The sequence below is a fragment of the Streptomyces radicis genome (assembly GCF_003626575.1).
GTDB lineage: Bacteria > Actinomycetota > Actinomycetes > Streptomycetales > Streptomycetaceae > Streptomyces > Streptomyces radicis.
In genome coordinates this window covers 185,994-210,944 of the sequence record NZ_RBDY01000003.1, presented here as the reverse complement: position 1 = coordinate 210,944, position 24,951 = coordinate 185,994, and the positions used below count along the sequence as shown (strand labels likewise).

General features: G+C 72.5%; 25 protein-coding genes. 13 read left to right on the top strand and 12 right to left on the bottom strand.

Annotated elements, in window-relative coordinates:
- Position 1: 1 nt before the first annotated feature.
- Positions 2-601 (bottom strand): TetR/AcrR family transcriptional regulator, encoded by a 600-nt coding sequence (locus D7318_RS06545; RefSeq protein ID WP_120695907.1) that lies wholly within the window; start codon positions 599-601, stop codon positions 2-4.
- Positions 602-696: 95 nt separating this feature from the next.
- On the opposite strand from D7318_RS06545, the gene D7318_RS06540 reads away from it, so the two are divergent.
- On the top strand, positions 697-1,620 hold the full coding sequence (locus D7318_RS06540) for an NmrA family NAD(P)-binding protein (RefSeq protein ID WP_120695906.1): 924 nt from the start codon (positions 697-699) through the stop codon (positions 1,618-1,620).
- Here the strand turns inward: D7318_RS06540 and D7318_RS06535 are convergent.
- Positions 1,617-2,528, bottom strand: a complete 912-nt coding sequence (locus tag D7318_RS06535; protein ID WP_120695905.1) for an SGNH/GDSL hydrolase family protein — start codon at positions 2,526-2,528, stop codon at positions 1,617-1,619. The genes D7318_RS06540 and D7318_RS06535 overlap by 4 nt on opposite strands.
- 267 nt (positions 2,529-2,795) lie before the next feature.
- On the opposite strand from D7318_RS06535, the gene D7318_RS06530 reads away from it, so the two are divergent.
- Both D7318_RS06530 and D7318_RS06525 read left to right on the top strand, forming a co-directional pair.
- On the top strand, positions 2,796-3,290 hold the full coding sequence (locus D7318_RS06530; RefSeq protein WP_120695904.1) for a DUF3145 domain-containing protein: 495 nt from the start codon (positions 2,796-2,798) through the stop codon (positions 3,288-3,290).
- A 17-nt stretch (positions 3,291-3,307) separates the two neighbouring features.
- Positions 3,308-4,207: an NAD(P)-dependent oxidoreductase gene (locus D7318_RS06525; protein WP_120695903.1), complete on the top strand. Its 900-nt coding sequence runs from the start codon at positions 3,308-3,310 to the stop codon at positions 4,205-4,207.
- A gap of 620 nt (positions 4,208-4,827) precedes the next feature.
- Here the strand turns inward: D7318_RS06525 and D7318_RS06520 are convergent.
- Positions 4,828-5,430, bottom strand: a complete 603-nt coding sequence (locus D7318_RS06520) for a TetR/AcrR family transcriptional regulator (RefSeq protein WP_120696094.1) — start codon at positions 5,428-5,430, stop codon at positions 4,828-4,830.
- A 45-nt stretch (positions 5,431-5,475) separates the two neighbouring features.
- Here D7318_RS06520 and D7318_RS06515 point away from each other — a divergent pair, with 45 nt between their 5' ends.
- Positions 5,476-6,408 carry a beta-ketoacyl-ACP synthase III gene (locus tag D7318_RS06515; RefSeq protein ID WP_408055451.1) on the top strand — a complete coding sequence of 311 codons (933 nt, stop codon included), beginning with the start codon at positions 5,476-5,478 and terminating at the stop codon, positions 6,406-6,408.
- A 63-nt stretch (positions 6,409-6,471) separates the two neighbouring features.
- Here D7318_RS06515 and fabF read toward each other — a convergent pair whose 3' ends face one another.
- From fabF to D7318_RS06490, 5 genes are all read right to left on the bottom strand, one after another.
- Positions 6,472-7,734 (bottom strand): beta-ketoacyl-ACP synthase II, encoded by a 1,263-nt coding sequence (fabF, locus tag D7318_RS06510; RefSeq protein WP_120695901.1) that lies wholly within the window; start codon positions 7,732-7,734, stop codon positions 6,472-6,474.
- Positions 7,735-7,818: 84 nt separating this feature from the next.
- Positions 7,819-8,067: an acyl carrier protein gene (locus D7318_RS06505; protein WP_113686803.1), complete on the bottom strand. Its 249-nt coding sequence runs from the start codon at positions 8,065-8,067 to the stop codon at positions 7,819-7,821.
- A gap of 58 nt (positions 8,068-8,125) precedes the next feature.
- A complete protein-coding gene (locus D7318_RS06500; protein WP_120695900.1) occupies positions 8,126-9,124 on the bottom strand; it encodes a ketoacyl-ACP synthase III in 999 nt (332 codons plus the stop codon).
- Positions 9,125-9,129: 5 nt separating this feature from the next.
- Positions 9,130-10,128 (bottom strand): ACP S-malonyltransferase, encoded by a 999-nt coding sequence (locus D7318_RS06495; RefSeq protein ID WP_120695899.1) that lies wholly within the window; start codon positions 10,126-10,128, stop codon positions 9,130-9,132.
- 88 nt (positions 10,129-10,216) lie between these two features.
- Positions 10,217-11,410 carry a PucR family transcriptional regulator gene (locus tag D7318_RS06490; protein WP_183091275.1) on the bottom strand — a complete coding sequence of 398 codons (1,194 nt, stop codon included), beginning with the start codon at positions 11,408-11,410 and terminating at the stop codon, positions 10,217-10,219.
- A gap of 93 nt (positions 11,411-11,503) precedes the next feature.
- Here D7318_RS06490 and D7318_RS06485 point away from each other — a divergent pair, with 93 nt between their 5' ends.
- The 3 genes from D7318_RS06485 (at position 11,504) to D7318_RS06480 (ending at position 13,082) form a co-directional block, all read left to right on the top strand.
- Positions 11,504-12,172: a pirin family protein gene (locus tag D7318_RS06485; protein ID WP_120695897.1), complete on the top strand. Its 669-nt coding sequence runs from the start codon at positions 11,504-11,506 to the stop codon at positions 12,170-12,172.
- Between the two features lie 110 nt (positions 12,173-12,282).
- Positions 12,283-12,588, top strand: coding sequence for a methyltransferase domain-containing protein (locus D7318_RS33715; protein ID WP_230423442.1), 306 nt, complete (start codon positions 12,283-12,285; stop codon positions 12,586-12,588).
- Positions 12,528-13,082, top strand: coding sequence for a hypothetical protein (locus D7318_RS06480; RefSeq protein WP_230423440.1), 555 nt, complete (start codon positions 12,528-12,530; stop codon positions 13,080-13,082). The genes D7318_RS33715 and D7318_RS06480 overlap by 61 nt, the downstream gene beginning before the upstream one ends.
- Here D7318_RS06480 and D7318_RS06475 read toward each other — a convergent pair.
- Positions 13,036-13,860, bottom strand: a complete 825-nt coding sequence (locus D7318_RS06475; protein ID WP_120695896.1) for a serine hydrolase domain-containing protein — start codon at positions 13,858-13,860, stop codon at positions 13,036-13,038. The two genes, D7318_RS06480 and D7318_RS06475, sit on opposite strands and share 47 nt — an antisense overlap.
- Positions 13,861-13,955: 95 nt before the next feature.
- Between D7318_RS06475 and D7318_RS06470 the strand changes: the two genes are divergently transcribed.
- The gene (locus D7318_RS06470) at positions 13,956-14,396 is read left to right on the top strand and encodes a MerR family transcriptional regulator (protein WP_120695895.1); all 441 of its coding nucleotides are present in this window, start codon (positions 13,956-13,958) and stop codon (positions 14,394-14,396) included.
- A 16-nt stretch (positions 14,397-14,412) separates the two neighbouring features.
- Positions 14,413-15,423 (top strand): aldo/keto reductase, encoded by a 1,011-nt coding sequence (locus tag D7318_RS06465; protein WP_408055450.1) that lies wholly within the window; start codon positions 14,413-14,415, stop codon positions 15,421-15,423.
- 948 nt (positions 15,424-16,371) lie between these two features.
- Here D7318_RS06465 and D7318_RS06460 read toward each other — a convergent pair.
- From D7318_RS06460 to aceE, 3 genes are all read right to left on the bottom strand, one after another.
- Entirely contained in the window at positions 16,372-17,238 is an 867-nt protein-coding gene (locus D7318_RS06460; RefSeq protein ID WP_120695893.1) for a DUF4429 domain-containing protein, read from the bottom strand.
- Positions 17,239-17,298: 60 nt separating this feature from the next.
- Positions 17,299-18,507 (bottom strand): alpha/beta hydrolase, encoded by a 1,209-nt coding sequence (locus D7318_RS06455; protein ID WP_120695892.1) that lies wholly within the window; start codon positions 18,505-18,507, stop codon positions 17,299-17,301.
- Positions 18,508-18,659: 152 nt separating this feature from the next.
- The gene (aceE, locus tag D7318_RS06450) at positions 18,660-21,392 is read right to left on the bottom strand and encodes a pyruvate dehydrogenase (acetyl-transferring), homodimeric type (RefSeq protein WP_120695891.1); all 2,733 of its coding nucleotides are present in this window, start codon (positions 21,390-21,392) and stop codon (positions 18,660-18,662) included.
- Positions 21,393-21,768: 376 nt separating this feature from the next.
- On the opposite strand from aceE, the gene D7318_RS06445 reads away from it, so the two are divergent.
- The 4 genes from D7318_RS06445 to D7318_RS06430 all read left to right on the top strand — a co-directional run bounded on the left by D7318_RS06445 (position 21,769) and on the right by D7318_RS06430 (position 24,924).
- Positions 21,769-22,203 carry a DUF3052 domain-containing protein gene (locus tag D7318_RS06445; protein WP_113686792.1) on the top strand — a complete coding sequence of 145 codons (435 nt, stop codon included), beginning with the start codon at positions 21,769-21,771 and terminating at the stop codon, positions 22,201-22,203.
- Between the two features lie 125 nt (positions 22,204-22,328).
- A complete protein-coding gene (locus D7318_RS06440; protein ID WP_120695890.1) occupies positions 22,329-22,787 on the top strand; it encodes a peroxiredoxin in 459 nt (152 codons plus the stop codon).
- Positions 22,788-22,923: 136 nt separating this feature from the next.
- Positions 22,924-24,069: a DUF475 domain-containing protein gene (locus D7318_RS06435; protein WP_120695889.1), complete on the top strand. Its 1,146-nt coding sequence runs from the start codon at positions 22,924-22,926 to the stop codon at positions 24,067-24,069.
- Between the two features lie 96 nt (positions 24,070-24,165).
- On the top strand, positions 24,166-24,924 hold the full coding sequence (locus D7318_RS06430; RefSeq protein WP_120695888.1) for a Tellurium resistance: 759 nt from the start codon (positions 24,166-24,168) through the stop codon (positions 24,922-24,924).
- Positions 24,925-24,951: the final 27 nt, after the last annotated feature.

Genomic DNA, 24,951 nt, shown 5'->3' with positions numbered 1-24,951 from the left:
GTTACGCCTTCAGCGGGCCTTGGGAACCCCGCCTCGCGCGCTCGGGGCTCAACCCCGCCACGGTCAGCCTGAAGAGCTCGTCGGCCCTGGCGGCCGGGTCGCGGTGGTGCTCCGTGGCCAGGGCGATGCCGACGCTCAGCGTGATCAGGTCCTCGACGGTGACGCCCTCCGTCACCGCCCCGTCCCGCGCGGCGCGTTCGAGCAGGGGCTCGGCCGCCTCCTCGAGCGCCGCCGAGCAGGCGTTCCCGTGCGCCGGGTCGGCCCCGGCGGCGTCGTAGCTCAGCGCGGTCGCGAGCCCCGCGGCGGTGACGCAGTAACCCACGACCTCGCCCAGCCACTCGAGCAGCGCCTCCCGGCTGTCGCCCCGCTCCGCCAGGTCGCGCGCGCGGGCGCACAGGGCCTCGATCCGCCGCCGGGAGACCGCCTCCAACAGCGCGCGGCGGGTGGGGAAGTGGCGGCGCACGGTCGCCGAGCCGACCCCCGCGGTGCGGGCGATCTGCTCCAGGGACGCGGCGGCGCCCCGCGTGGCCACCTCGGCCTCGGCCACGGCGAGGATCCGCGTGTGGTTGCGCCGGGCGTCCGCCCGTCGGCTGTCGGCCATGGCGTTCATCTCCAGGATTGCTAAGTGGCGGGCCCCGCCGTATCGTACCTCGGGTAAAACGGCGGGCCCCGCCGTTTAACGTCCCGAGGAGCAGCATGTCCATCGATTCCGCACCTGTCCTGGTGACCGGCGCCACCGGCAAGCAGGGCGGCGCCACGGCCCGCGCCCTGCGTGCCGCCGGCGTCCCCGTCCGCGCCCTGGTGCGCGACCAGGCCACCGACCGGGCCAGGGCCGTCGAGGCGCTCGGCGCCGAGCTGGTCACCGGCGACCTCCTCGACCGCGACTCGGTGGCCAGGGCCGCCGAGGGCGCCCGCGCCGTGTTCTCGGTGCAGATGCCCGCCTGGACCGGGGAGGGCTTCGACTTCGCGGGGGAGGTCGCCCAGGGCGTCAACCTCATCGAGGGCGCGCGGGCCGCAGGGGTGCCGCAGTTCGTGCACACGTCCGCCAGCGGCGCGGGAGCGCACGCCGGGACCCCGGGGTGGGCCGAGGGCCGCTGGGCCGCGTTGGAGCCCTCGCTCGACGCCAAGAGCGCGATACAGGACCGGCTCCGCGAGGCGGGCTTCCCGCGCTGGACGCTCATCAAGCCGGGCTTCTTCATGGACAACTTCCTGCCGTCCATGGCGTTCCTCTTCCCGCGCGGCGTCGAGGGCGGCCTGGTGAGCGTCCTGAAGCCCGCCACCCGGCTGTCCCTGGTCGCGACCGACGACATCGGCGCCACGGCCGCGGCGGCCGTCGCCGGCCCCGAGCGCTTCGACCGGGTCGAGCTGGAGCTGGCGAGCGACCACCGGTCGATGGCGGAGATCGCCGAGGTGCTCTCCCGCGCCCTCGGCACGCCGCTGTCCGCGCCCGACATGACCGAGGAGGAGGCGTTCGCCGCCGGAATGCCCGTCGTGGGCGCCAATCACGCGTGGCTGAACGTGGCCCCCCAGCCCGCGCGCCCCCGGTTCGCGAGGGACCTGGGCATCCCCCTCACCACCTTCGACGAGTGGGCGCGCGAGCACCTCGGGCCGGTTGCCTAGCCGGTGGGCCCCGCGGTGATCTGCTCGTAGGCCAGCTCGGCCAGGGTGGCCTGGCCCTCACGGCTCGGGTGGAACCAGTCGAAGTCGCTGAGGTGGTGCGTCGTGAACGCGTAGTCGAAGACGGCGCCCCCGTCGTAACGGCACAGCGCGTCCTCGGCGCAGACCTCGCCGAGCGTCGCGTTGTACTCCCGCACCCGCTCCCGCACCGCCTCGCGGCGCTCGACCGCCTCGGCCGAGTCGTCGCCCGCGTCGTCGAGCATCGACGGGCAGATGTTCGCGACCTGCCACACCGTGCGCGCCACGAACGACTCGCTGCCCTCGGACCACAGCCGCATCAGGTCGGGCACGCTCGACACATAGACCTGGGTGTCCGGCAGTCGGCCCCTGATGATGTCCATCGTCTCGGTGACGTGCGCGCGGAAGTCGTCGACGGAGGTCATCGAGTCCAGATCGGCGGCGCACGCGTCGTTCCCGCCGATCATCACCGTCACCAGCTCCGGCTCGTACCCCACGATCCGCCGGGCCTGGTCGGGCAGGTCGCTCGCGGTCGCGCCGGACTCCGCGAGGTTCCACGCGCGGTCCGAGACGTCCGCGCCGTCCCCCATTAACTGCGTGGCCAGGCTCGCCACCTCGGGCTCGGTCCCGGTGGCCCAGGACGCCTCGGGGCAGTCGGAGAGCAGGGCGCAGGCGTCGAACGCCCGGGTGATCGAGTCGCCGATCGCCGCGAGCGAGGCCGGGCTGGTGTTCCAGCGGGGCGCGGGCTCGGCCGACTCCTCGGCCTGTCCGTCGCGCGCCCCGGGGGCCGAGTCCTCGTCGTCGGAGGAGGAGGACGTGCAGGAGATCGTGCCCGCGGCGAGCAGGGCGACGGCGGCGACGGGCAGGGCGAGGGCGCGGCGGCTGACCGGCATTCGGCCTCCTTCGAGGTTCCGGGGGTGTCCATGGGGCGGCTGGGCGGGCGGTAGCTTGGTCCTGCGTTTTCCGGCAGATGCGTCTGGCGGCGGGCGACGCCTGACACGCGCCCCGTGACAAGGCTAAAAGATGACCTGACGTCAACCGCTGTCCCATTTGCCAAGAAAAGGCATGAATACTGTTTACTAGTCGTGCGTGATTCCGGGGGCTTCCAGGGGGCGCCTTGAAGCTCACGGCGGGCGCAGGCCGGTGAGAGTGGAGGTCCGATGACGACACGCGGTGTTCTGTATGTGCACTCCGCCCCCCGGGCCCTGTGTCCCCACATCGAATGGGCCGTGGCCGGGGTCCTCGGCGCCCGCGTCAGCCTGGACTGGACCAAACAGCCCGCCTCGCCCGGCACCTGGCGTGCCGAGCTGTCCTGGCAGGGCGAGCCCGCCACCGCGTCCAAGCTCGCCTCGGCCCTGCGCGGCTGGCACCTGCTGCGTTTCGAGGTGACGTCCGAGCCGTCCCCCGCGGCGGAGGGCGAGCGCTACAGCTGCACCCCCGAGCTCGGCATCTACCACGCGGTGACCGGCATCCACGGCGACATCATGATCCCCGAGGACCGGCTGCGCGCCGCCGCGGACCGCTCCGCGCGGGGCGAGAGCGACCTTCAGGCGGAGATCGCCGGACTGCTCGGCAAGCCGTGGGACGACGAGCTGGAACCGTTCAGGCACGCGGGCGATGGCGCGCCCGTCCGGTGGCTGCACCAGGTGGTCTGACCGTTTAGCGTGCGGTCATGACTGATCACACTGATCAACAGGACCGCATCATCCCCGTCAGCGTGCTCGGCACCGGCATCATGGGCTTCGCCATGGCCCGCAACCTGTGCCGCGCCGGGTTCGACGTGCGGGTGTGGAACCGCACCCGGGCCAAGGCGGAGCCGCTGGCCGCCGACGGCGCCCGGGTCACCGACACCGCCGCCGAGGCGGTGGACGGCGCGGCGGTCGTGCTGACCATGCTCCACGACGGCGCGGCCACGCTCTCCGCGATGCGCGCCGCCGAGCCGTCGCTGCGCTCGGGGACCGTCTGGATCCAGAGCGGCACCACGGGCCTGGACGGGCTGCCCCCGCTGGTGGACTTCGCCAGGGAACGCGGCCTGTCGTTCGTGGACGCGCCCGTGCTCGGCACCCAGCAGCCCGCGGAGACCGGGCAGTTGGTGGTGATGGCCTCGGGGCCCGCGACGGCCAGGGAACGCGCCGAGCCCGTGCTGGCCGCCATCGGCCGCCGCACGCTGTGGCTCGGCGACGAGGCGGGCGCGGGCTCGCGGCTCAAGCTCGTCTGCAACAGCTGGGCGCTGGCCGTCACCCATGGCGCGGCCGAGGCGATGGCCCTCGCCCGGGCGCTCGACGTGGATCCGCAGCGGCTCCTCGACGCGCTCGAGGGCGGCACGCTCGACATGCCCTATCTGCGGATCAAGGCCGAGGTGATCAGGTCCGACGACTACACGCCGACGTTCGCCGTGGACACGGCGGAGAAGGACGCGCGCCTGATCCTCGCGGCGGCGGAACGGGCCGACGTCCGCCTCGACCTGGCCATGGCGGGCGCGGATCGCCTGCGGCGCGCCTCGGACCACGGCCACGGCCGCGAGGACACGGCGGCGTCGTACTTCGCGAGCTTTCCGCCTGCCGCGGGCTGAGCGGCCGCCTGCGGCGGGGTGGGGGGTGGGGGTGCGTTGGCGCCTGCGGCGGGCTTGGGGGGTTTGTGGTGAGGGGCGGTCGCGGGCCGGGGCGCGTTGTTGCCTGCGGCGGGGTTGGGGGTGGGCGTGTGGTGTTGCCTGTGGCGGGGTGGGGCGTTGGTGGGATGGGTGGGCTGCGGGCGAGGGTGTGTTGTCGTCTGCGGCGGGGCGTGTGGTGTTGGCTGCGGTGAGCTGCGGGTGGGTGTGTTGTCGCCTGCGGCCCGGTGGGGGTGGTGAGGTCGCCGGGGGCGGCGTGTGGTGTTGCCTGTGGCGGGGTGGGGCGTTGGTGGGAACGGTGGGCTGCGGGCGAGCGCGCGTTGTCGCTTGTGGTGGGCCGAGGCGCGTTGTTGTCTGCGGCGGGCCCAGGGGTACGTTCACGTTGCCGCAGGGGTGATGCCGTCCGGTCACGTGACTGCCTCGCTGCGGCCCGCCCGTGATGGGCTCGCCGTGGGCGGTGGCGTTCGCCGACAACGCTGCGGTCCTGCCGCGGGCGGTGACGTTTCCGGCCCGCGTCCTTCGGTAACGCGACTGGCTCGCCGCAGGCGAACTCTCTCGACTCCCGTGGCGCCGCGGGCAACAACTCACGGGGGGGACAGGAGGCGGGTGATCGCTCTCGTCGCCTGGGTCGGGGCCTCGGGGGTGGGGGCCAGTTGGGTGGTGTGGTTCAGGCTCATCATCACGCCGTACAGCTCGAACACCAGCTGGTCGGGGTCGGTGTCCGCCGGGAGGTCGCCCGTGCGGACCGCGGTGCGGATCTCCGCCGTCAGGCGGCGCTGCCACGCGCGGAACTGACGGCGGAGGAGCGCGCGGACCGGGCCCGTGCGGCCGTCCTGTTCGAACGTGGAGCTCACGAACAGGCAGCCGCCGGGGAACACGCCGCGCACCAGGTAGGAGATCCACGCGTCGCACACCGCCCGCAGCCTGGGCAGGCCGGGGGTGGCGCCCGAGGCGGGGCGCCAGACCTCGCGGTCGAAGATGACCGCCGCCCGTTCGAGCGCGGCCAGCTGGAGCGCCTGCTTGGTGCCGAAGTGGCCGAGCAGGCCCGACTTGCTGATGCCCAGGTCCGCGGCCAGGCGGCCGATCGTCAGCCCCTCCAACCCCTCGACGGAGGCGACGTCAACACCGCGCTCGATGATGCGCTCGCGCGTGCGACGGGCCTCGGCAGCGGAGTGACGGGGGCTCATGCGTTCCATTATAGAGTCCGACCGGTCGGTCGCTATCCTGTGGTCATGACGCGTATCTCCGCCGTCGGGTACCACCAGCCCGAGCATGTGATGACCAACGACGACCTGGCCGGGATGGTGGACACCAGCGACGCATGGATCAGGCAGCGGACCGGGATCACCTCGCGCCGCATCGCCAGGGACGAGTCCGTCCAGGACATGGCCGTGACCGCCGCGGGCAAGGCCATGGCCGCGGCCGGGCTCGCCCCCGACGAGATCGGGCAGGTCATCGTGGCCACGTGCAGCGCCGTCGACCGTGTGCCGTCCGTCGCCGCCCAGGTCGCCGGGCGCCTCGGGATCCCCTCAGCCGTCGCGTTCGACCTCAACAACGGCTGCGCGGGCTTCACCACCGCGCTCGCCACCGCCGAGCACGGCGTGCGGGCCGGTGTGGTGCGGCACGCGCTCGTCATCGGCGCCGAGAAGATGTCCGCCGTCACCGACTGGACCGACCGCACCACGTGTGTGCTCCTCGCCGACGGGGCGGGCGCGGCCGTGGTGAGCGCGTCGGACGAGGACGGGATCGGGCCCGTCGTGTGGGGCTCGGACCCGACGCGGCGGGACATGGTGCGGATGAGGGACGAGTGGCGGCCCCGGTTCGCGCAGGAGGGGCAGAGCGTCTTCCGCTGGGCGACCACCGAGCTGGCGCCGTTCGCCCGCGAGGCGTGCGCGCGGGCCGGGGTCGCGCCGGGCGAGCTGGCCGGGATCGTCACCCACCAGGCGAACCTGCGGATCATCGAGGCCCTGGCCCGGGCGATCGACGCCCCGAACGCCGTGGTCGCGCGCGACGTCACGGTCTCGGGCAACACCTCGGCCGCCTCCGTGCCGCTCGCCCTGGCCAAGCTGGTCGAACGCCGTGAGGTCCCGGTGGGCGCGCCGGTGCTGCTGTTCGCGTTCGGCGGGGGCCTGGCCTGGGCCGGGCAGGTCGTGCACTGCCCCTGACGACGGCGAACGGCCCGCCTCCCCCCGTCGAGCGAGGGGAGGCGGGCCGTTCCGCCGGGTGCCTCAGAGCGTGCGCAGCGCCAGCGTGACGTTGTGGCCGCCGAAGCCGAAGCTGTTGTTGATGGCGGCGATCGTGCCCGATGGCAGGTCGCGCGGGGTGTCCCTGACGATGTCCGCGTCGACCTGGGGGTCGAGCTCCTCGATGTTGATCGTCGGTGGGGCCTTCCTGTGGTGGAGGGCCAGCACCGTGGCGACCGTCTCGATGCCGCCCGCGCCGCCGAGCAGGTGGCCGGTCATCGACTTGGTGGCCGAGATGGCGATGTGGTCGACGTCGTCGCCGAGCACGCGGCGCAGCGACTTGATCTCCGCGATGTCGCCCTGCGGCGTCGACGTGGCGTGCGCGTTGAGGTGGACGACCTGCTCGGGCTTGAGGTCCGTGGCGTCCAGGAGGTTCTGGATGGCCGCCGCGATGCCCTCGCCGTGCGGCTCGGGCTGCGCGATGTGGTGCGCGTCGGCGGACAGGCCCTGGCCGAGCAGCTCGCAGTAGACGCGCGCGCCGCGCCTGGCCGCGTGCTCGGCGGACTCCAGGATCACCACGCCCGCGCCCTCGCCGAGCACGAAGCCGTTCCGGCCCGAGTCATAGGGGCGGGAGGCCCGTTCGATGTCGTCGTTGTTCTTCGAGAGCGCCATCATGTTCGCGAACGCGGCTATCGGGAGCGGGTGGACGCACGCCTCCGTGCCGCCCGCCAGGACCACGTCGGCCCGCCCGGTGCGGATCATCTCGGCGGCGTAGCCCACGGCTTCGGCGCCCGAGGCGCAGGCGCTCACCGGCGTGTGCGAGCCGGCGCGCGCGCCGAACTCCAGGCTCACGTTCGCCGACGGGCTGTTGGGCATCAGCATCGGCACGGTGTGCGGGGAGACGCGGCGGGCGCCGCTCGCCTTGAGGATGTCGTACTGGTCGAGCAGCGTCGTGACACCCCCGATGCCGGACGCGATGACCGAGCCCACGCGCTCGGGGCGCACGCTGTCGTCCTCGCCCGCCCTGGCGGTGAACCCCGCGTCCGACCATGCCTCCCTGGCCGCGAGCAGCGCGAACTGGGCCGTGCGGTCCAGCTTGCGGGCCTGCGGCCTGGGGAACTGCCCGGCCGGATCGACGGCGGCGGTGGCGGCGAAGCGGACGGGCATGTCGGCCGCCCACTCCGTGGTGAGGGGCTTGACGCCGGACCGGCCGGCGAGAAGGCCCTCCCATGTCGATGCGCTGTCGCCACCCAGCGGTGTGGTTGCGCCGACACCGGTGACTACCACCGTTCGATTGGTCGCGTTCACAGAATCAGTTCTCCGCTTGTCGGGGATGGTGCGGGGCCACCCTCGGCGGGTGGCGACACGCGCGTGTCCTTACGGGTGAGCCGGTCAGCTCTGGTGCGACTCGATGTACCCGACCGCGTCGCCGACGGTCTTCAGACCCTTGACGTCGTCGTCCGGGATCTTGACACCGAAGCGCTCCTCGGCGGCGACGACGACCTCGACCATGGACAGCGAGTCCACGTCCAGGTCGTCGGTGAACGACTTCTCCTCGGTCACCTCGTCCTGCGGGATGCCGGCGATCTCGTTCACGATGTCGGCGAGACCAGCGATGATCTCTTTCCTGGTGGCAGCCATTGCGGCGCTCCTTCGTGTGCTGCGGTGGGGTACCGCGGGGGTGCTGATCGGATCTTGCTCAGGGCAGGGTAACGACCGTGGCGGCGTAGACCAGACCCGCCCCGAAGCCGATGACGAGCGCGGTGTCGCCGCTCCTCGCCTGGCCGGTCGCCAGCATCCGCTCCATGGCGAGCGGGATGGAGGCGGCCGACGTGTTACCCGTGGTCTCGATGTCGCGGGCGACCGCGACGCTTTCGGGGAGCTTGAGCGTCTTCACCATCGAGTCGATGATCCGCATGTTCGCCTGGTGCGGGATGAAGACATCGAGCTGTTCTGGGGCGACCCCGGCGGCGTCCAACGCCTCCTGGGCCACCTTCGCCATCTCGTACACGGCCCAGCGGAAGACCGTCTGGCCCTCCTGGCGCAGCGCGGGGAACGCGTCCCCCGGCCGGTACTCGTCCCAGGGGACGGTCTGGGTGATCACATCGGCCTTGTCGCCCTCGGAGCCCCAGACCGTCGGGCCTATCGCGGGCTCGGGGGACGGGCCGAGCACGACCGCGCCCGCGCCGTCGCCGAACAGGAAGGCCGTCGAACGGTCCTCGTGGTCGGTCAGGTCGGAGAGCCGCTCGACGCCGATGACCAGCACATGGCGGGCGCTGCCCGCGACGATGAGCCCGGTGCCGATGGTCACGCCGTACCCGAACCCGGCGCACGCGGCGGAGATGTCGAACGCGGCGGGCTTGCCCGCGCCGAGTCGGTGCGCGATCTCGGTGGCGATGCTCGGCGTCTGCGCGAAGTGCGAGACGGTGGAGACGATCACGGCGTCCACCTGCTCGGCGCCGATCCCCGCGTCCGCGATGGCCTTCCCGGCCGCGGCCACCGACATCTCGGCGACCGTCTCGTCCTCGCCCGCCCAGTGCCGGGTCACGATGCCCGAACGGGAGCGGATCCACTCGTCGGAGGAGTCGATGCGCTCCAGGATCTCCTCGTTGGTCACGACCCGGGAGGGGCGGTAGCCGCCGACGCCCATGATGCGGGCGTACGGGCTGCCGGGGCGGGCGTTGATCGCGGCGGGCATGGTCCTCAGTGCTCCTGTTCGGCGGCCGGCGCGGCCTCGGCGGACTCGGCGGCGTGCGTGGTGAACAGCTCGCGGGCCGCGGCGAGATGCTCGGGGCCCTTGACGGCCACCCGGTCGACCCCGGGGAGGTTCCGCTTGGCCAGGGCCGTGAGCGTGCCCGCGGGGCACAGCTCGACGAACGCGGTGACACCCAGCCGCCGGAAGGTCTCCGTGCACAGGTCCCAGCGGACCGGGCTCGACACCTGGGTCACCAGGCGCCGCACCACTTCCCGGCCCTCGGTCACCACCGAGCCGTCGGCGTTCGACACGTAGCGTATGCCCGGATCCCCGGGCTCGATACCGGATGTGGCGCGCTCCATGGCCGCCACGGCGGGCGCCATGTGCGCGGTGTGGAAGGCCCCCGCGACCTTCAGCGGGACGACCCTGGCCTTCTCCGGGCGGTTCGCGGAGAGTTCGGCCAGCTGCTCCAGGGTGCCAGCGGCGACGATCTGGCCGCCGCCGTTGTCGTTGGCCGCGACCAGCTCGAGCTCCGCGAGGCGCGCCGCGACCTCGTCAGGGTCGCCGCCGAGCACCGCGGACATGCCTGTCTCCGCGGCCGCCGCGGCCTCGGCCATGGCGGTCGCGCGGCTGCGCACGAGCGCCATCGCCGCGTCCTCGGTGAGCACCCCTGCGATCGTGGCGGCGGCCAACTCGCCCACGCTGTGCCCCGCGACGGCGCCCACCGCGTCCCGCGCGACCTTGCCCTCGCCGCCCTCAACGGCCGCGCCGCCCTCGCCGTCGAACAGCGCGGCGGCGGACAGCAGCGCGGCGGCCACGAGCAGCGGCTGGGCCACGGCGGTGTCGCGGATCTCGTCCGCGTCCGCCTTGGTGCCGAGGCGGAGCAGATCGGCCCCCACGAGGTCCGACCACGCCTCGAGGCGGTCGGCGACACCGGGGAGGTCGAGCCAGGGATTCAGGAAGCCGGGCGCCTGGGAGCCCTGGCCGGGAGCGACGAGTACGAGCACTCTCTCACTCTCTCCCGGCACGCCCCGTCACCGCCGGTGGGGGCGAGAACGAAGAACACGGGAGGGATTTGTAGCCCTTGAACAAAAGCTAGGCGGACGCCTCTTCGTCGGCGAGCCGCCCGAGCATCAGGGCGATGCGCAGGGTGAAGGCCGATCGGACATCGGACGGCGGCCATCCGGTGACATCAGTCACACGACGGAGGCGGTAGCGAACGGTGTTGGGATGCACAAAGAGCATTCTGGCGGCACCCTCCAGACTGCTCGCCTGCTCCAGATAGACACTCAGCGTTTCCAGCAGGGCCGAACCGGCCTCCTGGAGCGGTCTGTAGATCTCCTCCACCAGCAGGGTGCGCGCCGCCGGGTCGCCCGCCATCGCGCGCTCCGGCAGCAGGTCGTCCGCGAGGACGGGACGGGGCGCGTCGGGCCAGGCGGCGCACGCCCGGAGCCCGGCCGCGGCGGCCTGCGCCGACCGCGTGGCGCCCAGCAGGTCCCCGACCAGCGGCCCCGCCACCACGGGCCCCGAGGCGAAGGGACCGATCAGCGCCTTCGCCGCCTGCACCGGGTCGTCGCTGCCGCCCGCGATCACCACAAGTCGCTTGCCCAGCACGCCCGTCAGCACCTGGAGCTTGGCATAGCGCGCGGCGCGGCGGATCGCCTCGACCGTCAGCTCGCTGTCGCCGTTCGGCGCGTTCCCGAGGACGACCGTGACCTGCTCGGGCGCCTTCCAGCCGAGCGCGGCGGCCCGCGAGACGTCGCTCTCGTCGGCCTCGCCCGAGACCACGGCGTTGACCACCAGCGACTCAAGGCGCGCGTCCCACGCGCCGCGCGCCTCCGCGGCCTGGGCGTAGACCTGCGCGGTCGCGAACGCGATCTCGCGCGCGTAGATCAACAGGGCGTTGCGCAGCGCGACCTCGCCGCCCGGCACGGCCAGCTCGTCGACCGCGGACTCGACGACCTCGATCGTGGTGCGCACCATCTCCACGGTCTGCCGCAGCGTGATGGCCCGCGTCAGCTCGCGCGGCGCGGTGCCGAAGACGTCGGTGCTGATGGCCTGCGGGGTGTCCGGATGCCGGAACCACTCGGTGAACGCCGCGATACCGGCCTGCGCCACCAGGCCGATCCAGGAGCGGTTCTCCGGGGGCATGGCGCGGTACCACGGCAACTGCTCGTCCATCCGCATGATGGCGGCGGCGGCGAGCTTCCCCGAGGACTGCTCGAGGCGGCGCACGGTGGCGGCGTGCGCCAGCTTCTCGTTCGCATCGGGTGTGGGTTCATCGGGCACGAGGACCAGCCTGCCTCATTTCGCCCCGGGCCATACCCGGCGGGGTCCCCGTAGGGGCCCCTCACCCCGGGGCGCGGCGGCTACCGTGGGCGCATGCTTCGCGTCGTGCGTGCGGAAGACCGCTACCGGGGCGGCGATCAGGGCGCCGGGATCGACACCAGGCACGCGTTCTCCTTCGGTCGCTTCTACGATCCGGACAACGTCCGCTTCGGCCCGTTGACCGCCTGCAACGAGGAACGGCTCGCGCCGGGCGCCGGGTTCCCCGCGCATCGGCACCGTGACCTGGAGATCGTCAGCTGGGTCGTCGAGGGCGAGCTGACCCACGAGGATGCCTCGGGCGCCGCCACGGTCCTCGGGCCCGGCGACGTGCAGCGGCTGAGCGCGGGCGCGGGCACGGTCCACGCCGAGCGCAACGCCGGTGCGGCGCCGCTGTGTTTCGTGCAGATGTGGCTGGTTCCCGCCACGCCGGGTGGCGCGCCCGAGTACGAGGTGGTGCGCGGGATCGCGGACGGCACCCCCTACGCCCTGCCGCGCGCCGACGCGGTGCTGCATGTGCGGCGGCTCGCCGAGGGCGGGCGCACGGCGGTGCCCGCGGCGCCGCTCGCGTATGTGCACGTGGTGCGCGGAACGGTGTCGCTGGGCGGCGGCCACGCGGCGCTGCGTCCTGGCGACTCCGCGCGGCTGACGGACGCGGGCGAGCTGGCGGTCACGGCGGGCGGCGGCCCCGCCGAGCTGCTGGTGTGGGAGCTGGCCGCGGTCTGAGGCGCCTCGGCGCGGCGGCCCCGCCATGACCTGGCCGCGCGGCCGGTTCCCGGCTCTGCCCCGGGCAGAACGGCATCCCGAACACCCCCACGCCGGTGCAGGCTTCCCCCATGAGCGACGGATTCGGCGGCGAGGTGGCCGCGTACTACGAGGCGTATCGGCGGGGCCACCCGGAAGAGCTGCTCGACGCGGTGGCCGAGGAGTTCGCGCTCGGCCGTGACGACGGGGTGCTCGACATCGGCTGCGGCACAGGGCAGTTGGCGCTGGCCCTGGCGCCGCGCGTGCGGGCGGTGGTGGGCCTCGACCCCGAGCCCGACATGCTGCGCCGGGCCAGGGCGGCGGGGAGCGCGCCGGTATGGGAAACGTCACATGGGTGCTCGGCGCGGACCGCGACATCCCGGCGCTGGCCGGGGTGACCGGCCCGGGGGCGTTCGGCGCGGCGGTCGTGGGGCGCGCGCTGCACTGGATGGACGCGGACGCGCTCTTCGCCACCCTGCGCCCGCTGTGCCGCGGGGTCGCGGTCCTGGACGGGGGAACGCCCCTGTGGCTCCAGGACACCGCCTGGTCACGGGCGTTGCGCGGGGTCATCGAGGAGCGCCACGGCGGCCCGCTGACCGCGACGTGCGGCACATCGGCCGAGGACAGGGCGCGTTACGCGGCGGCGCTGGTCCGCGCCGGGTACACCGGCGTCCGCGAGGTCGCCGTGGTCCGGCGGGCGGAGCTGGACGCCGCGTGGCTGATCGGCGAGGTCTGCTCGGCGATGTCCCCGGGGACGCTGCCCGCCCCAGCGGAGCGCGCCGCGTTCGAGGACCGCGTGCGGCGCGCCCTGCCAGGCCCCGGGCCCTACCGCGAGGAGGTGCCGCTCACCGCGCTCCTCGGCCGCTCAGCTCCGCGAGCACCGCGTCCGTGAACGGCGGCCACGCCTCCGCGGCCCAGCTCCCGAAGGCCCGGTCGGTCAGCGCCACACAGGCCGCGGCGGCGTCGGGGTCCACCCAGAGGAACGTTCCGGTCTGCCCGAAGTGCCCGAACGTGCGCGGCGATGACGTCGCGCCCGTCCAGTGCGGCGACTTGTGGTCGCGGATCGAGAAGCCGAGGCCCCAGTCGTTGGGCCGCTGGTGGCCGAAGCCGGGGAGCACGCCGTCGAGTCCGGGGAAGACCACCGACGTCGCCGCGTCGAGCGTCTCGCGGGCCAGCAGGCGAGGGGCGAGCAGCTCGGCGGCGAACGCGGCCAGGTCGTCGGCCGTCGACGCGCCGTCCCTCGCGGCCGAGCCGTTCAGCTCGGTGCGCTCCATGCCGAGCGGCACCAGCACCGCGAGCCGCAGATACTCCGCGAACGGCATCCCCGTGGCCTTGGCGATGTGGTCGGCCAGGGCGTCGAAGCCCGCGTTCGAGTACAGCCGCCGGTCGCCGGGCCCTGCCATCACCCGCGGCTCGTCGAACGCGAGACCCGACGCGTGGGCCAGCAGGTGCCGTACCGTCGAACCGGGCGGCCCCGCGGGCTCGTCGAGCTCCGTCGCCCCCTCCTCGACGGCGATCAGCACGGCGTAGGCGGCCAGCGGCTTGGTCACCGAGGCTAGTTCGAAGACGCGGTCGGCCGGTCCGCGGGAGAAACGGCGGCCGTCCGCCGTCACCACGGTCGCCGCGGCGGTGGGCACGGGCCAGCTGTCGATCAGCTCCAGGGCGCGCATGCCCCGAGCGTAGCGCGTGGCCTTCGCGCCCCCGCGGCGAGATTCCCCGGGCCCGGGGTTGCCTGGAGCGCACTCCAACGTTTTAGCGTGCGGGTATGACCGTGACACAGCAGACCCCAGCGGTTCTGGAGGAGTCCGTCGACCTGTGCGTGTCCGTCGAACGCCCGCACCCGCGGCCTGACGGGCACGACCGCTACACCATCAGCGAGGTGGCCGCGCACACCGGGCTGAGCGTCCACACCCTACGCTGGTACGAGCGCATCGGGCTCATGTCGCAGGTCAACCGCTCGCACACCGGGCAGCGGCGCTACGGCAACGCCGACCTGGACTGGCTCGCGTTCGTCAACAAGCTGCGCCTGACCGGCATGGCCGTCGCCGACATGGTCACCTACGCCGACCTCGTGCGGCAGGGCGACCACACCTACCCCGAGCGCCGCGCGCTGCTCGTGGCGACCAGGGAGAACGTGCTGCGCCGGATCGCCGAGCTGCAATCGACGCTGGGCGTCCTGGACTTCAAGATCGACATCTACAGCTGAGGGGATGGACACGGTGGTGGAACGTATCGTCACGGCGGCGCTCGGCGCCGGTGGCCCGGTGGTCGGGGTACAGGGTCTTGGCTGCATGGGCATGAGCCACGCCTACGGCCCGACGGACGGGGACGAGGCGCGCGCGACGCTGGAACGCGCCCTGGAGCTCGGCGTCACGCTGTTCGACACGGCGGACATGTACGGCAGCGGGGAGAACGAGCGCTTCCTCGCGCCGTTCTTGGCCGCGCACCGAGAGGAGGTGGTGATCGCCACCAAGTTCGCCATCTCGCTCGACCCGGGGGACCCCACGAAGCGGGCGATCCGCAACGACCGCCCGTATCTGCGCGCGTGCGTGGAGGCGAGCCTGCGGCGCCTCGGCGTCGAGACGATCGACCTGTACTACATGCACCGGCGCGACCCGGCCGTGCCGATCGAGGAGACGGTCGGCGCGATGGCCGAGCTGGTCGCCGAGGGCAAGGTGCGCCACCTCGGGCTGAGCGAGGTCACGGGCGCCGAGCTGCGGGCGGCGCACGCGGTGCACCCGATCGCGGCGCTCCAGTCGGAGTGGTCGCTGTTCTCGCGCGACGTGGAGCGCTCCGCGGTGCCAGCGGCGCGCGACCTCGGCGTGGCCATGGTGCCGTACTCCCCGCTGGGGCGCGGCTTCCTGACCGGCGCGTTCAAGGACGCGGGCGGCGAGCTGGCGGCCGACGACTTCCGCCGCCACCAGCCACGTTTCAACGGCGCCAACGCGGAGGCCAACGCCGCGCTCCTCGCCCCCATCCGCGCGCTGGCCGAGGCCCACGGGGCCACGCTCGGCCAGATCGCCCTGGCCTGGGTCCACCAGCAGGCGCTCACCCGGGACATGACGGTCATCCCGATCCCCGGCACCCGCCGCCGCACGCGCCTCGAGGAGAACGCCGCCGCGACGCGGATCACCCTGACCGCGAAGGACCTGGCGACCCTGGACGAGATCGCCCCCAGGGTCGCGGGCGACCGCTACCCGGACATGTCGTTCACGGCGGCGACACGGGAGTAGTCCCCGGCCGGGCGAAGGGGGTGGTCCGCGACGGGGTGCGGTGCTTTTGTGGGGCGGCTACGGGCTGGACGTCCTCCCGTTCGCCGTCGGCCGACCACTGCTTGCGCGGTGGGTGCGGGTCAAAGCTGGCACCTACGGGGGAGGGGTGTCGGGTGTGCGGCCGTCTCGGTCACCGGTCGGTCTCGTTGTGGGCTGGGGCCGTTCGCCGAACGGGCGCGGCCGCGTCCCTCGTTGGCGGCCGTTGTGCCGGTGGTCGGTTGCGGTGGCGCGCACCCTTCGGGCCTGCCCTGGCCGCCGCTCTCGTCGTTCACCGCGCGCACGTTGAGCTGAGGTGGCGGGCCGGTGCGGGGCCGGGGTTGCGCCTCGTTCAGCGGGCCCCGCTGGGGCTTATGCCCCGCTTACGCGGGGTCGGGGTCTCTTCTGAAACGGGGCACGTTCTGTTCAACACACAGTGTGCGCAGACGGCCCGCTCCATCAGCTCATCGGGGCCGCGCTCCGCGCTTCGGCGTCCGGGCAGCGCAGGCCATGGAGTGCACGGGGCACAGCGGACGTTCGCTGGATCCCGCCTCAGGGGTGCGACTGCGCCGCGAGGACACCCGCCAGCGCGAAGCTGCTGCCGAGCGGGCCGCGGGCCCGGCGTCCCCCGCCGCCGGGCGGGCGGCTGGTGCTGCCGGGTAGGCCGTGGGCCATGCCGCGTGGGCGGGGGGGCCGGGTCGTTCGGCCCCACCATCCGCCGCGTGGGCAGAGCAGTCAGGGTCCACGTGCGGGTTGCGCTGCTGAGCGGGCCGCGGGCCGCAGGCGCGTGGCGCCGTATCCACGTGCGGGTTTCGTTGCTGTGTGGGGCGCAGGGGGCCGCCCCACTCGCCGCGCGGGCAAGCCCGCGGGCCCACGTGCGGGTTTCGCTGCTGAGCGGGCCGCAGGCCATCACGCTACGCGTGTTGCCCGCGCTCACAACTCCGCGAGCAGCTCCGACTTCTTCGCCGTGAACTCCTCGTCCGTCAGCAGCCCCGCGTCGTGCAGCTCGCCGAGGTGGCGGATGCGGTTGGCGATGTCCGCGGGGTTCGCCCGGTGGCCGATGCGGGAGCCGGTCGCGGGCTCCGCCGCGCGCACCGCCTCGAGCACCGCGGCCGCGAGCGGCAGCGACTCGTGCACCAGGCCGTACCCGAGCCCGAACACCACCGACGCCGGGTCCTGGTCCGCCGGGCCCTCGTGCTCCTCGGGGTTGCCGTCGGGGCCCCGGCGCCGCAGGCGCAGATGGCCGCCCGATATCTCGGGCGAGCGCCACTCCACGTCCGCGAGCTCGCTCACGGGGAAGGACTGGTCGCCCGCCTTCCACTTGGCGGACGAGGCGCCCGTCCAGAACCAGCGGAACGTCACCACCTTGCCGTCGAACGACACCTTCCCGTCGAACGCCTTGAACTGGAGCGGCGCCGTCGGGGCCGCCACCAGGTACTCGTCCGCGTCCCGGTCGGCCTGCGGCCCGAGCGCCATGCGCAGCTCGGTGGCGTAGTAGTCGGCGAGCGTCTCGCGCTCGGCGGGGAGGACGAGCCGGTACGGGTCGGCCGCCTGGCGCAGCTGGCCCGCGGCGGCGTCGAGCAGGGGGTCGGCGCCGGGGCGCGGCACGGCGTGCAGCACGACGGTGCCCTTGCGCGTCCCCGGGACGAGGTCGATCGAGCTCAGCGCCTCGTAGGGAATACGGCGCTCCCCCAGGATCTGGAAAAGCTTCGGCGTGCGTATCCCCCGTTCGAAGCGGATGAGCACGGAGTCGGTGTCGAACTCCCACCTGGAGTGGATTCCGGCCAGCACATCACCCATGCGGGTCATCGTAAGCGCCGGGACTGACGAAGAGGCTTCCCCCGGATGGGTGTGTTCCTGTCATCTGATCTCCGCGCCGTCCCGTTCCGCCCGGCACGAGGGGGCCTCGGGGGCGCAGGTGACGGCGCCGACCGCGCCCGCGCCGATCCTCGCCAGGTTCCCCAGGCTCATGGTCCCTGGCTCGAAGTACCCGCTGTGGCCACGGGCGTTGCCGGTCGCCAGCAGCCGGGCGCCGAACGACGGGCTCGCCGGGTCGCTGCCGTGCCCCAGCGGGCCGATGGCCAGGTGGGGGACGCGTCCGATCCAGTCGTCGGGCGAGCGCATCGCCCACACGCGCGCGTCGGTGCCGAGCCCCGACGCGCTCCCCGCGCGCATGCCGGGGCTGCCCGCCACGGCGATGTCGCTGACGCGCCGCGGCAGTTCCTCGGCGGCCAGGCCGCACACCACCGAGCCGTAGGAGTGGCAGAAAAGCGCCACGGGCGCGCGCCCGGGGAGCGCGTCCACGGTGGTCACGAGCCGTTCGGCGCCGTCGGCCGCCAACTCGGTCGTGGCGGCGGACATGGAGTGCGCGGAGGGGGTGTCGTAGTCGGCCCAGGCGATCACGGCCGTCCGCACGCCGGGCGCGAGTTCGCGCTCGCGCGCGTGCAGCGCCTCGGCCATGCCCGAGGGCGCGTGGTACTTCTGCCGGGTCCTCTCGAACGTCAGCAGCTGGGTGTCCGCGCCCGGCACCACCACCGAGATCCGCTCCGCGGTCTCGAGATCGCCGAGGACCTCGGCCGCCCGCCCCCGCCCCGTCGGGTCGAACGACAGGAACTGCCGCCCCTCGTCCAGCATCGAGGCGAAACGGTTCGCGCGCCGCCCGGCCGTGCGCTGCCCGGCGGGGGAGAGGCGCTCGTCGAACGAGCGGCGGCGCTCGCTGTCCCGCGCCCTCGCGAGCGACGTGCGGTTGGCCTCGTAGCGCAGGGGCGGCGGGGCGCCCGGCAGGTTGCCGACGACCAGGGGGTAGCGGTGGGCGAGGCGGTGGCGCTGCCGCTCGGTGAGCCCGTCGAAGAACGCCGCGACCCGCGTGGGCGGCGCGTCGTCCGCGTCGGGCAGCGGCTCGCCCGCGATCGACCCCCGCGCCCAGGCGTCGAGTTGGATCTCGTACGCGTCGGGGGCGGCCTCCGCGCCCCGCGCGATCCAGCCCGCGGTCGCCAGCACGACGAGCACCACCGCGAGCGGCAACGGGACGCGATGGGCGGTGGACGGGGCGATACGGACTTTCGACACTGTTGCCGCATCTTAGGAGGTCGCGCGCGCGAGCCGACAAGCGGGTCCAGGACGCGCGCCGCACGCGCGCCCCTCCGCGCACGGCGAACGGCCCGCGCCCCCCGGTCGAAGGGGAGGCGCGGGCCGCGGGATCGTGCCCCCGGCGGGGCGTGTTACGCGTCGCCGCCCGCGGGGCCCGGGTCGGCCGCCGCCACGTCGAGCAGCTGGTAGCGGTCGATCGCCTGCTTGAGCACCGAGCGGTCGATCTTGCCGTCCCTGGCCAGCTCGGTCAGCACGGCCAGCACGATCGAGGGCGCGTCGATGTGGAAGAAGCGCCGCGCCGCGCCGCGGGTGTCGGCGAAGCCGAACCCGTCGCCGCCGAGCGACTGGTACGTGCCGGGCACCCAGCGAGCGATCTGGTCGGGCACCGAACGCATCCAGTCGGAAACGGCCACGAACGGTCCCTGGGCGCCGGTGAGCGCACGCGTCACATACGGGACGCGCTGCTCCTCCTCCGGGTGCAGGAGGTTGTGCCGCTCGACGTCCACGGCCTCGCGCCGCAGCTCGTTCCACGACGTGGCGGACCAGACGTCGGCCCTGACGTTCCACTCCTCCGCCAGGATCCGCTGGGCCTCGAGCGCCCATGGCACGGCCACACCCGAGGCGAGGATCTGCGCGGGAACGCTGCCCGCCGTCCCCTCCCGGTACCGGTGGAGGCCCTTGAGGATGCCGTCGACGTCCACGCCGTCCGGCTCGGCGGGCTGCGTGATCGGCTCGTTGTAGACGGTGAGGTAGTAGAAGACGTCCTCGGCGTTCTCGCCGTACATCCGGCGCAGGCCGTCCCTGACGATGTGCGCGATCTCGAAGCCGAACGCCGGGTCGTACGCGACACAGGCGGGGTTGGTCGAGGCCAGCAGCTGGGAGTGCCCGTCGGCGTGCTGCGTGCCCTCACCGGTCAGGGTCGTGCGCCCCGCGGTCGCGCCCAGGACGAAACCGCGGGCGAGCTGGTCGCCCATCTGCCAGAACTGGTCGCCGGTCCGCTGGAAACCGAACATCGAGTAGAAGACGTACACCGGGATGAGCGGCTCGCCGTGCGTCGCGTACGCCGAGCCCGCCGCGATCAGCGAGGCCGTACAGCCCGCCTCGGTGATGCCGTCGTGCAGCATCTGGCCCGAGGGCGACTCCTTGTAGGAGAGCAGCAGCTCGCGGTCCACCGACTCGTAGGTCTGCCCCAGGGGGTTGTAGATCTTCGCCGAGGGGAACAGCGAGTCCATGCCGAACGTGCGGTACTCGTCGGGCGCGATCGGCACGAACCGCTTGCCGATCTCCTTGTCCCGCATGAGGTCCTTGAGCAGCCGCACGAACGCCATCGTCGTGGCGACCTGCTGCTGCCCCGAGCCCTTGCGCACCGCCGCGTACGCCTTGTCGCCCGGCAGCACCAGCGGCTTGGAACGGTTGACGCGCGTGGGCACGTAGCCGTCGAGCTCGCGCCTGCGGTCGTGCATGTACTGGATCTCCTCGGAGTCCCGCCCCGGGTGGTAGTACGGCGGCAGGCCCGACTCCAGCTCGCTGTCCGGGATCGGCAGGTGCAGCCGGTCGCGGAAGCCCTTGAGGTCGGCCACGGTGAGCTTCTTCATCTGGTGGGTCGCGTTGCGGCCCTCGAAGCTCGGGCCCAGCATCCAGCCCTTGATCGTCTGCGCCAGGATCACCGTCGGCTGGCCCTGGTGCTCGACGGCCGCCTTGTACGCCGCGTACACCTTGCGGTGGTCGTGGCCGCCGCGGCCCAGGTGCAGGATCTGCTCGTCCGACATCGGCTCGACCATGGCGCGCAGCCGCTGGTCGCCGCCGAAGAAGTGGTCGCGGATGTACGCGCCAGTCTCGGTGGCGTACGTCTGGAACTGGCCGTCCGGCGTGGTGTTGAGCTTGTTGACCAGCACGCCGTCGCGGTCCTGCGCGAGCAGCGGGTCCCAGGTGCGGTCCCAGATCAGCTTGATCACGTTCCACCCGGCGCCGCGGAAGACCGACTCCAGCTCCTGGATGATCTTGCCGTTGCCGCGCACCGGGCCGTCGAGCCGCTGGAGGTTGCAGTTGACGACGAACGTGAGGTTGTCCAGGCCCTCGCGCGCGGCCAGGGACAGCTGGCCGAGCGACTCGGGCTCGTCCATCTCGCCGTCGCCGAGGAACGCCCACACGTGCGACTTCGAGGTGTCCGCGATGCCCCGCGCCTGCATGTAGCGGTTCATCCTGGCCTGGTAGATGGCGCTGATGGGGCCGAGGCCCATCGAGACGGTCGGGAACTCCCAGAAGCTCGGCATCATCCGCGGGTGCGGATAGCTGGAGAGGCCGTGCGGCTCCTTCGAGCGCTCCTGGCGGAACGCGTCGAGGTGCTCCTCGGAGAACCGGTCGAGCAGGAAGGCGCGGGCGTAGATCCCCGGGGAGGCGTGCCCCTGGAAGTACACCTGGTCGCCGCCGTCGCCGCCGTCCTTGCCGCGGAAGAAGTGGTTGAACCCGACGTCGTAGAGCGACGCCGACGAGCCGAAGGTCGCGATGTGCCCGCCGACCCCGATGCCGGGGCGCTGGGCGCGGGAGACCATGACCGCCGCGTTCCAGCGGGTCGCGTTGAGGATCCTTCGCTCGACCTCCTCGTCGCCGGGGAAGAACGGCTCGTCCTTGGTCGCGATGGTGTTGACGTAGTCCGTGCTGCGCATCTCGGGCACGGCCACCCGCTTCTCTCGGGCGCGCTCGATCAGGCGGAGCATGAGATAGCGGGCCCGTTCCCGGCCTCGCTCGTCGACGGCGGCGTCGAGCGAGTCAAGCCACTCCTGGGTCTCCTCAGGATCGAAATCCGGGACCTGGCTGGGAAGGCCGCCAATGATGATCGGGTTGCGATCTGATCCGGAAGCCACGCTGTTCCTTCACTGTGAGTTGTCTGCTCTGCTTGTGTCGCGCCGCCTCCATCGTCTACCGCTGACGGCGAAACGTCATCTCTACTGTGCGGTAATCATCGCCGCCCCCTCCCCGGCGGCTCCGGCGGGGGGCTCCTCACGTCCTGGCCGACCTGCCAGCCTACGCCCACGGTGGACGCCCGACGAACGCCCGTTCGCTCGCGCGGGGGGTCGTCGACGCGTTTCGCCGTGGGCCAAGACGTCAACGTTTGGGCGGGCTCGGCCGTCGGGTACTTGCGCGATCCGCCCCGCCCGTGTGGACTACGGCCAAGCCCCGCGCACGCGCGGGTCTCTTCGTACCTACCGAATGCTTTCCGACACAGGACAGGAGCAATCCGTGAGCGCGACCGCGGACCACGCGGAGGAGCGGACCAATCCCGCCGCTCGGCTGGGTTTCCAGCCCGGACAGGTGGTCCAGGAGCTCGGCTACGACGACGACGCCGAGCAGGAACTCCGCGAGGGCATCGAGGCCATCACGGGCCAGGATCTCGTCGACGAGGGCTACGACGACGTGGCCGACGCGGTGGTGCTGTGGTTCCGCGAGGACGACGGCGACCTCACCGACGCGCTGGTGGATGCCACCACGATGATCGATCCGGGGGCGCCGGTCTGGCTGCTGACCCCGAAGACCGGGCGCGACGGCTATGTCGAGCCGAGCGAGATCGGTGAGGCGGCGCAGACCGCGGGCCTGGCCCAGACGAGCAGCGTCAGCGCGGGCAAGGACTGGTCAGGCAGCCGCCTGGTGACGCCCAAGGCGGCGGGCAAGAAGTAACGACCGCCGCATCGCCGCCGCGTGTGGATGCGCACAGGTCCCTGGGGGCACATCAGCCGCCAGGGGCCTCGTCGTAGGCTGGGCCGCGTCACTTCACCTACGACAGGAAATCGGATCACCCGTCCATGGCGATCGAGCCCGGCACCAAGGCCCCAGACTTCCAGCTCAGGGATCAGCACGGTCAGTCCGTCACGCTCGGTGACTACCGCGGTGGCCGGAGCGTCGTCCTGCTCTTCTACCCCTACGCCTTCACCGGAGTGTGCACGGGCGAGTTGTGCGCCCTGCGGGACGCGCTGCCGACGTTCGTCAACGACGACGTCCAGCTGCTCGCCGTCTCCTGTGACAGCCCGTTCACGCTCCGCGTGTTCGGCGAGCGCGAGGGGCTCGACTACCCCCTGCTCTCCGACTTCTGGCCGCACGGCGAGATCGCGCGGGCCTACGGGGTGTTCGACGAGGAGAGGGGTTGCGCTCTGCGCGGAACGTTCATCATCGACAAGGAAGGCGTGGTCCGCTGGACAGTGGTCAACGGTCTGCCCGACGCGCGCGACCTGAACGATTACGTCACGGCGTTGCGGACGCTGTGACCCGCGTCGGCCGTTCCTCCATCATCAACCACGCCGACGGCACCGCGCCGCACCGGCACCGTGGCAAGGGGAAATTCCGAGCCATCTGACTTGTCAGCCCGCACATCCGCCACCCGGCGCGGAGACTGGACTTCTTGTGATTCTGAAAACTTTCGGCTGGTCGTTCGGCGTGACGATCGTGGGTCTGGTCGCCGCCGCCCTCTTCTGGGGCTGGGAAGCCTTCGCGATCGTGCTGATCCTCTCCATCCTGGAGATCTCCCTCTCCTTCGACAACGCGGTGGTCAACGCCGGTGTCCTGAAGAGGATGAACGCCTTCTGGCAGAAGATCTTCCTGACGATCGGCATTCTCATCGCCGTCTTCGGCATGCGGCTGATCTTCCCGGTGGTGATCGTCTCCGTCACGGCGGGGCTCGGCCCGATCGAGGCCGTCGAGCTTGCCCTCGACGACCCCGACCACTACGAGGAGCTGGTCACCGACGCCCACCCGTCGATCGCGGCCTTCGGTGGCATGTTCCTGCTGATGATCTTCCTCAACTTCATCTTCGAGAAGCGGGAGGTCATGTGGCTGCGGTGGATCGAGAAGCCGCTGTCCCACCTGGGCCGGATCAACGGGTTCTCCGTCGGCGTCGCGCTGGCCGCGCTGCTGGTGGCCGCCACCCAGATCGCCACCAGCGCCTACCAGCACGGCGGGCTGCACGCGGACAAGTCGGACACGGTGCTGCTCTCGGGTGTCGCGGGCGTGCTCGTCTATCTCCTGGTCGGCGGGCTCTCGGACTTCTTCGAGAACCGCCTGGAGGAGGACGAGGAACGCCTTGAGGAGGAAGAGGCCGAGGCCAAGAAGAAGGCCGCGGCCGAGGGCAAGGAGGTCTCCGCGGTCGGGGTCGCGGGGCGCGCGGCGTTCTTCCTGTTCCTCTACCTCGAGGTGCTCGACGCGTCGTTCTCGTTCGACGGCGTGATCGGCGCGTTCGCCATCACCAACGAGATCTTCCTGATGGCGCTCGGCCTCGGCATCGGCGCGATGTATGTGCGGTCGCTGACCATCTACCTGGTCCGCCAGGGCACCCTCGACGACTACCGGTACCTGGAGCACGGCGCCCACTACGCGATCGGCGCGCTGGCCCTGCTGCTGCTGATCAGCATCCGCTGGCACCTCAACGAGGTGATCACGGGCCTGCTCGGCGTGTGCCTGATCGGCCTGTCGTTCTGGTCGTCGGTGCGCGCCAACCGGCTCGACGCGGCGGCGGAGGAGTCGGGGGCGGAGAAGGAGAGCAGCCGGGTGTGAGCGGCTGACATCCGAGGAAGCCTTCCGGTAGCGGGGTGGTCACCGACCGCCCCGCTACCGGTGTGACGGAGACGAGTCGAGGGGTGGGCGGCGTCCATGACGTCCCTGTGGTCCTACTGGCGGCAAGGCGGCATGCGGAAGCAGAGGTTCGACATGGCGGGCGGCATCTCGAGCTACGCCACCGAGCTGACGAAACGGTCCCCGACCGCCCCGTTGACCGCCGAGGGCGCGGACACCGGGACGCTGCGCGTGGATCTGTCCTGGCGGATGCGCCCCAACAACGACTTCGCCAACCGGTCGAGCGGCATCGCCCAGGTGCTGCGGCGGCCGCTCGACCTCTTCAAGCCCGCCGAGATCCAGGGCCATTCGCAGGGCGTGGCCACGATCGACCTGGATCTGGCCTGCCTGTACGAGCTGAACGACGGCTCGCGGGGCGTCGTCCAGTCCCTCGGCGGCCTGCTCGGTGACTTCAACGACCCTCCGTACATCCACCTGAGCGGCGACGACCGGTTCGGCGGCACGGCGTCGGGCGAGAGCCTGTACGTGAACCTGGACCACGCCGACGAGTTCAAGCGGCTGCTGGTCTTCGTCTACATCTACAGCGGCGTCCCGGCGTTCGACCGGGCCGACGTGGTGGTGACGCTGGTGTCGGCCGACGGCAAGAACGTCGAGGTGGGGCTGGACGACCCGGTGCCTGGCGCCCGTTCGTGCGCGGTCGCGTTGATCGAGCACAAGAAGGGGCAGCTGGTCGCGCGGCGCGAGGTGAAGTACGTCTACGGCTTCCAGTCGGAGATCGACCGCCTCTACGGCTGGGGCATGTCCTGGGGCCGCGGCACCAAGCCGATGCGGGCCTAGGGGCCCGCCTGTCCGGGCGGATCACGC

Excerpts from the sequence above, each read along its gene's own strand:
- D7318_RS06430 (WP_120695888.1), top strand. The coding sequence starts at position 24,166 with ATGACGTCCCTGTGGTCCTACTGGCGGCAAGGCGGCATGCGGAAGCAG.
- D7318_RS06515 (WP_408055451.1), top strand. The coding sequence starts at position 5,476 with ATGACGCGTATCTCCGCCGTCGGGTACCACCAGCCCGAGCATGTGATG.
- D7318_RS06485 (WP_120695897.1), top strand. The coding sequence starts at position 11,504 with ATGCTTCGCGTCGTGCGTGCGGAAGACCGCTACCGGGGCGGCGATCAG.
- D7318_RS06500 (WP_120695900.1), bottom strand. The coding sequence starts at position 9,124 with ATGCCCGCCGCGATCAACGCCCGCCCCGGCAGCCCGTACGCCCGCATC.
- D7318_RS06460 (WP_120695893.1), bottom strand. The coding sequence starts at position 17,238 with ATGGGTGATGTGCTGGCCGGAATCCACTCCAGGTGGGAGTTCGACACC.
- D7318_RS06505 (WP_113686803.1), bottom strand. The coding sequence starts at position 8,067 with ATGGCTGCCACCAGGAAAGAGATCATCGCTGGTCTCGCCGACATCGTG.
- D7318_RS33715 (WP_230423442.1), top strand. The coding sequence starts at position 12,283 with ATGAGCGACGGATTCGGCGGCGAGGTGGCCGCGTACTACGAGGCGTAT.
- D7318_RS06520 (WP_120696094.1), bottom strand. The coding sequence starts at position 5,430 with ATGAGCCCCCGTCACTCCGCTGCCGAGGCCCGTCGCACGCGCGAGCGC.
- D7318_RS06540 (WP_120695906.1), top strand. The coding sequence starts at position 697 with ATGTCCATCGATTCCGCACCTGTCCTGGTGACCGGCGCCACCGGCAAG.
- D7318_RS06545 (WP_120695907.1), bottom strand. The coding sequence starts at position 601 with ATGGCCGACAGCCGACGGGCGGACGCCCGGCGCAACCACACGCGGATC.
- D7318_RS06535 (WP_120695905.1), bottom strand. The coding sequence starts at position 2,528 with ATGCCGGTCAGCCGCCGCGCCCTCGCCCTGCCCGTCGCCGCCGTCGCC.
- D7318_RS06530 (WP_120695904.1), top strand. The coding sequence starts at position 2,796 with ATGACGACACGCGGTGTTCTGTATGTGCACTCCGCCCCCCGGGCCCTG.
- D7318_RS06525 (WP_120695903.1), top strand. The coding sequence starts at position 3,308 with ATGACTGATCACACTGATCAACAGGACCGCATCATCCCCGTCAGCGTG.
- D7318_RS06480 (WP_230423440.1), top strand. The coding sequence starts at position 12,528 with ATGGGAAACGTCACATGGGTGCTCGGCGCGGACCGCGACATCCCGGCG.
- D7318_RS06470 (WP_120695895.1), top strand. The coding sequence starts at position 13,956 with ATGACCGTGACACAGCAGACCCCAGCGGTTCTGGAGGAGTCCGTCGAC.
- D7318_RS06440 (WP_120695890.1), top strand. The coding sequence starts at position 22,329 with ATGGCGATCGAGCCCGGCACCAAGGCCCCAGACTTCCAGCTCAGGGAT.
- D7318_RS06475 (WP_120695896.1), bottom strand. The coding sequence starts at position 13,860 with ATGCGCGCCCTGGAGCTGATCGACAGCTGGCCCGTGCCCACCGCCGCG.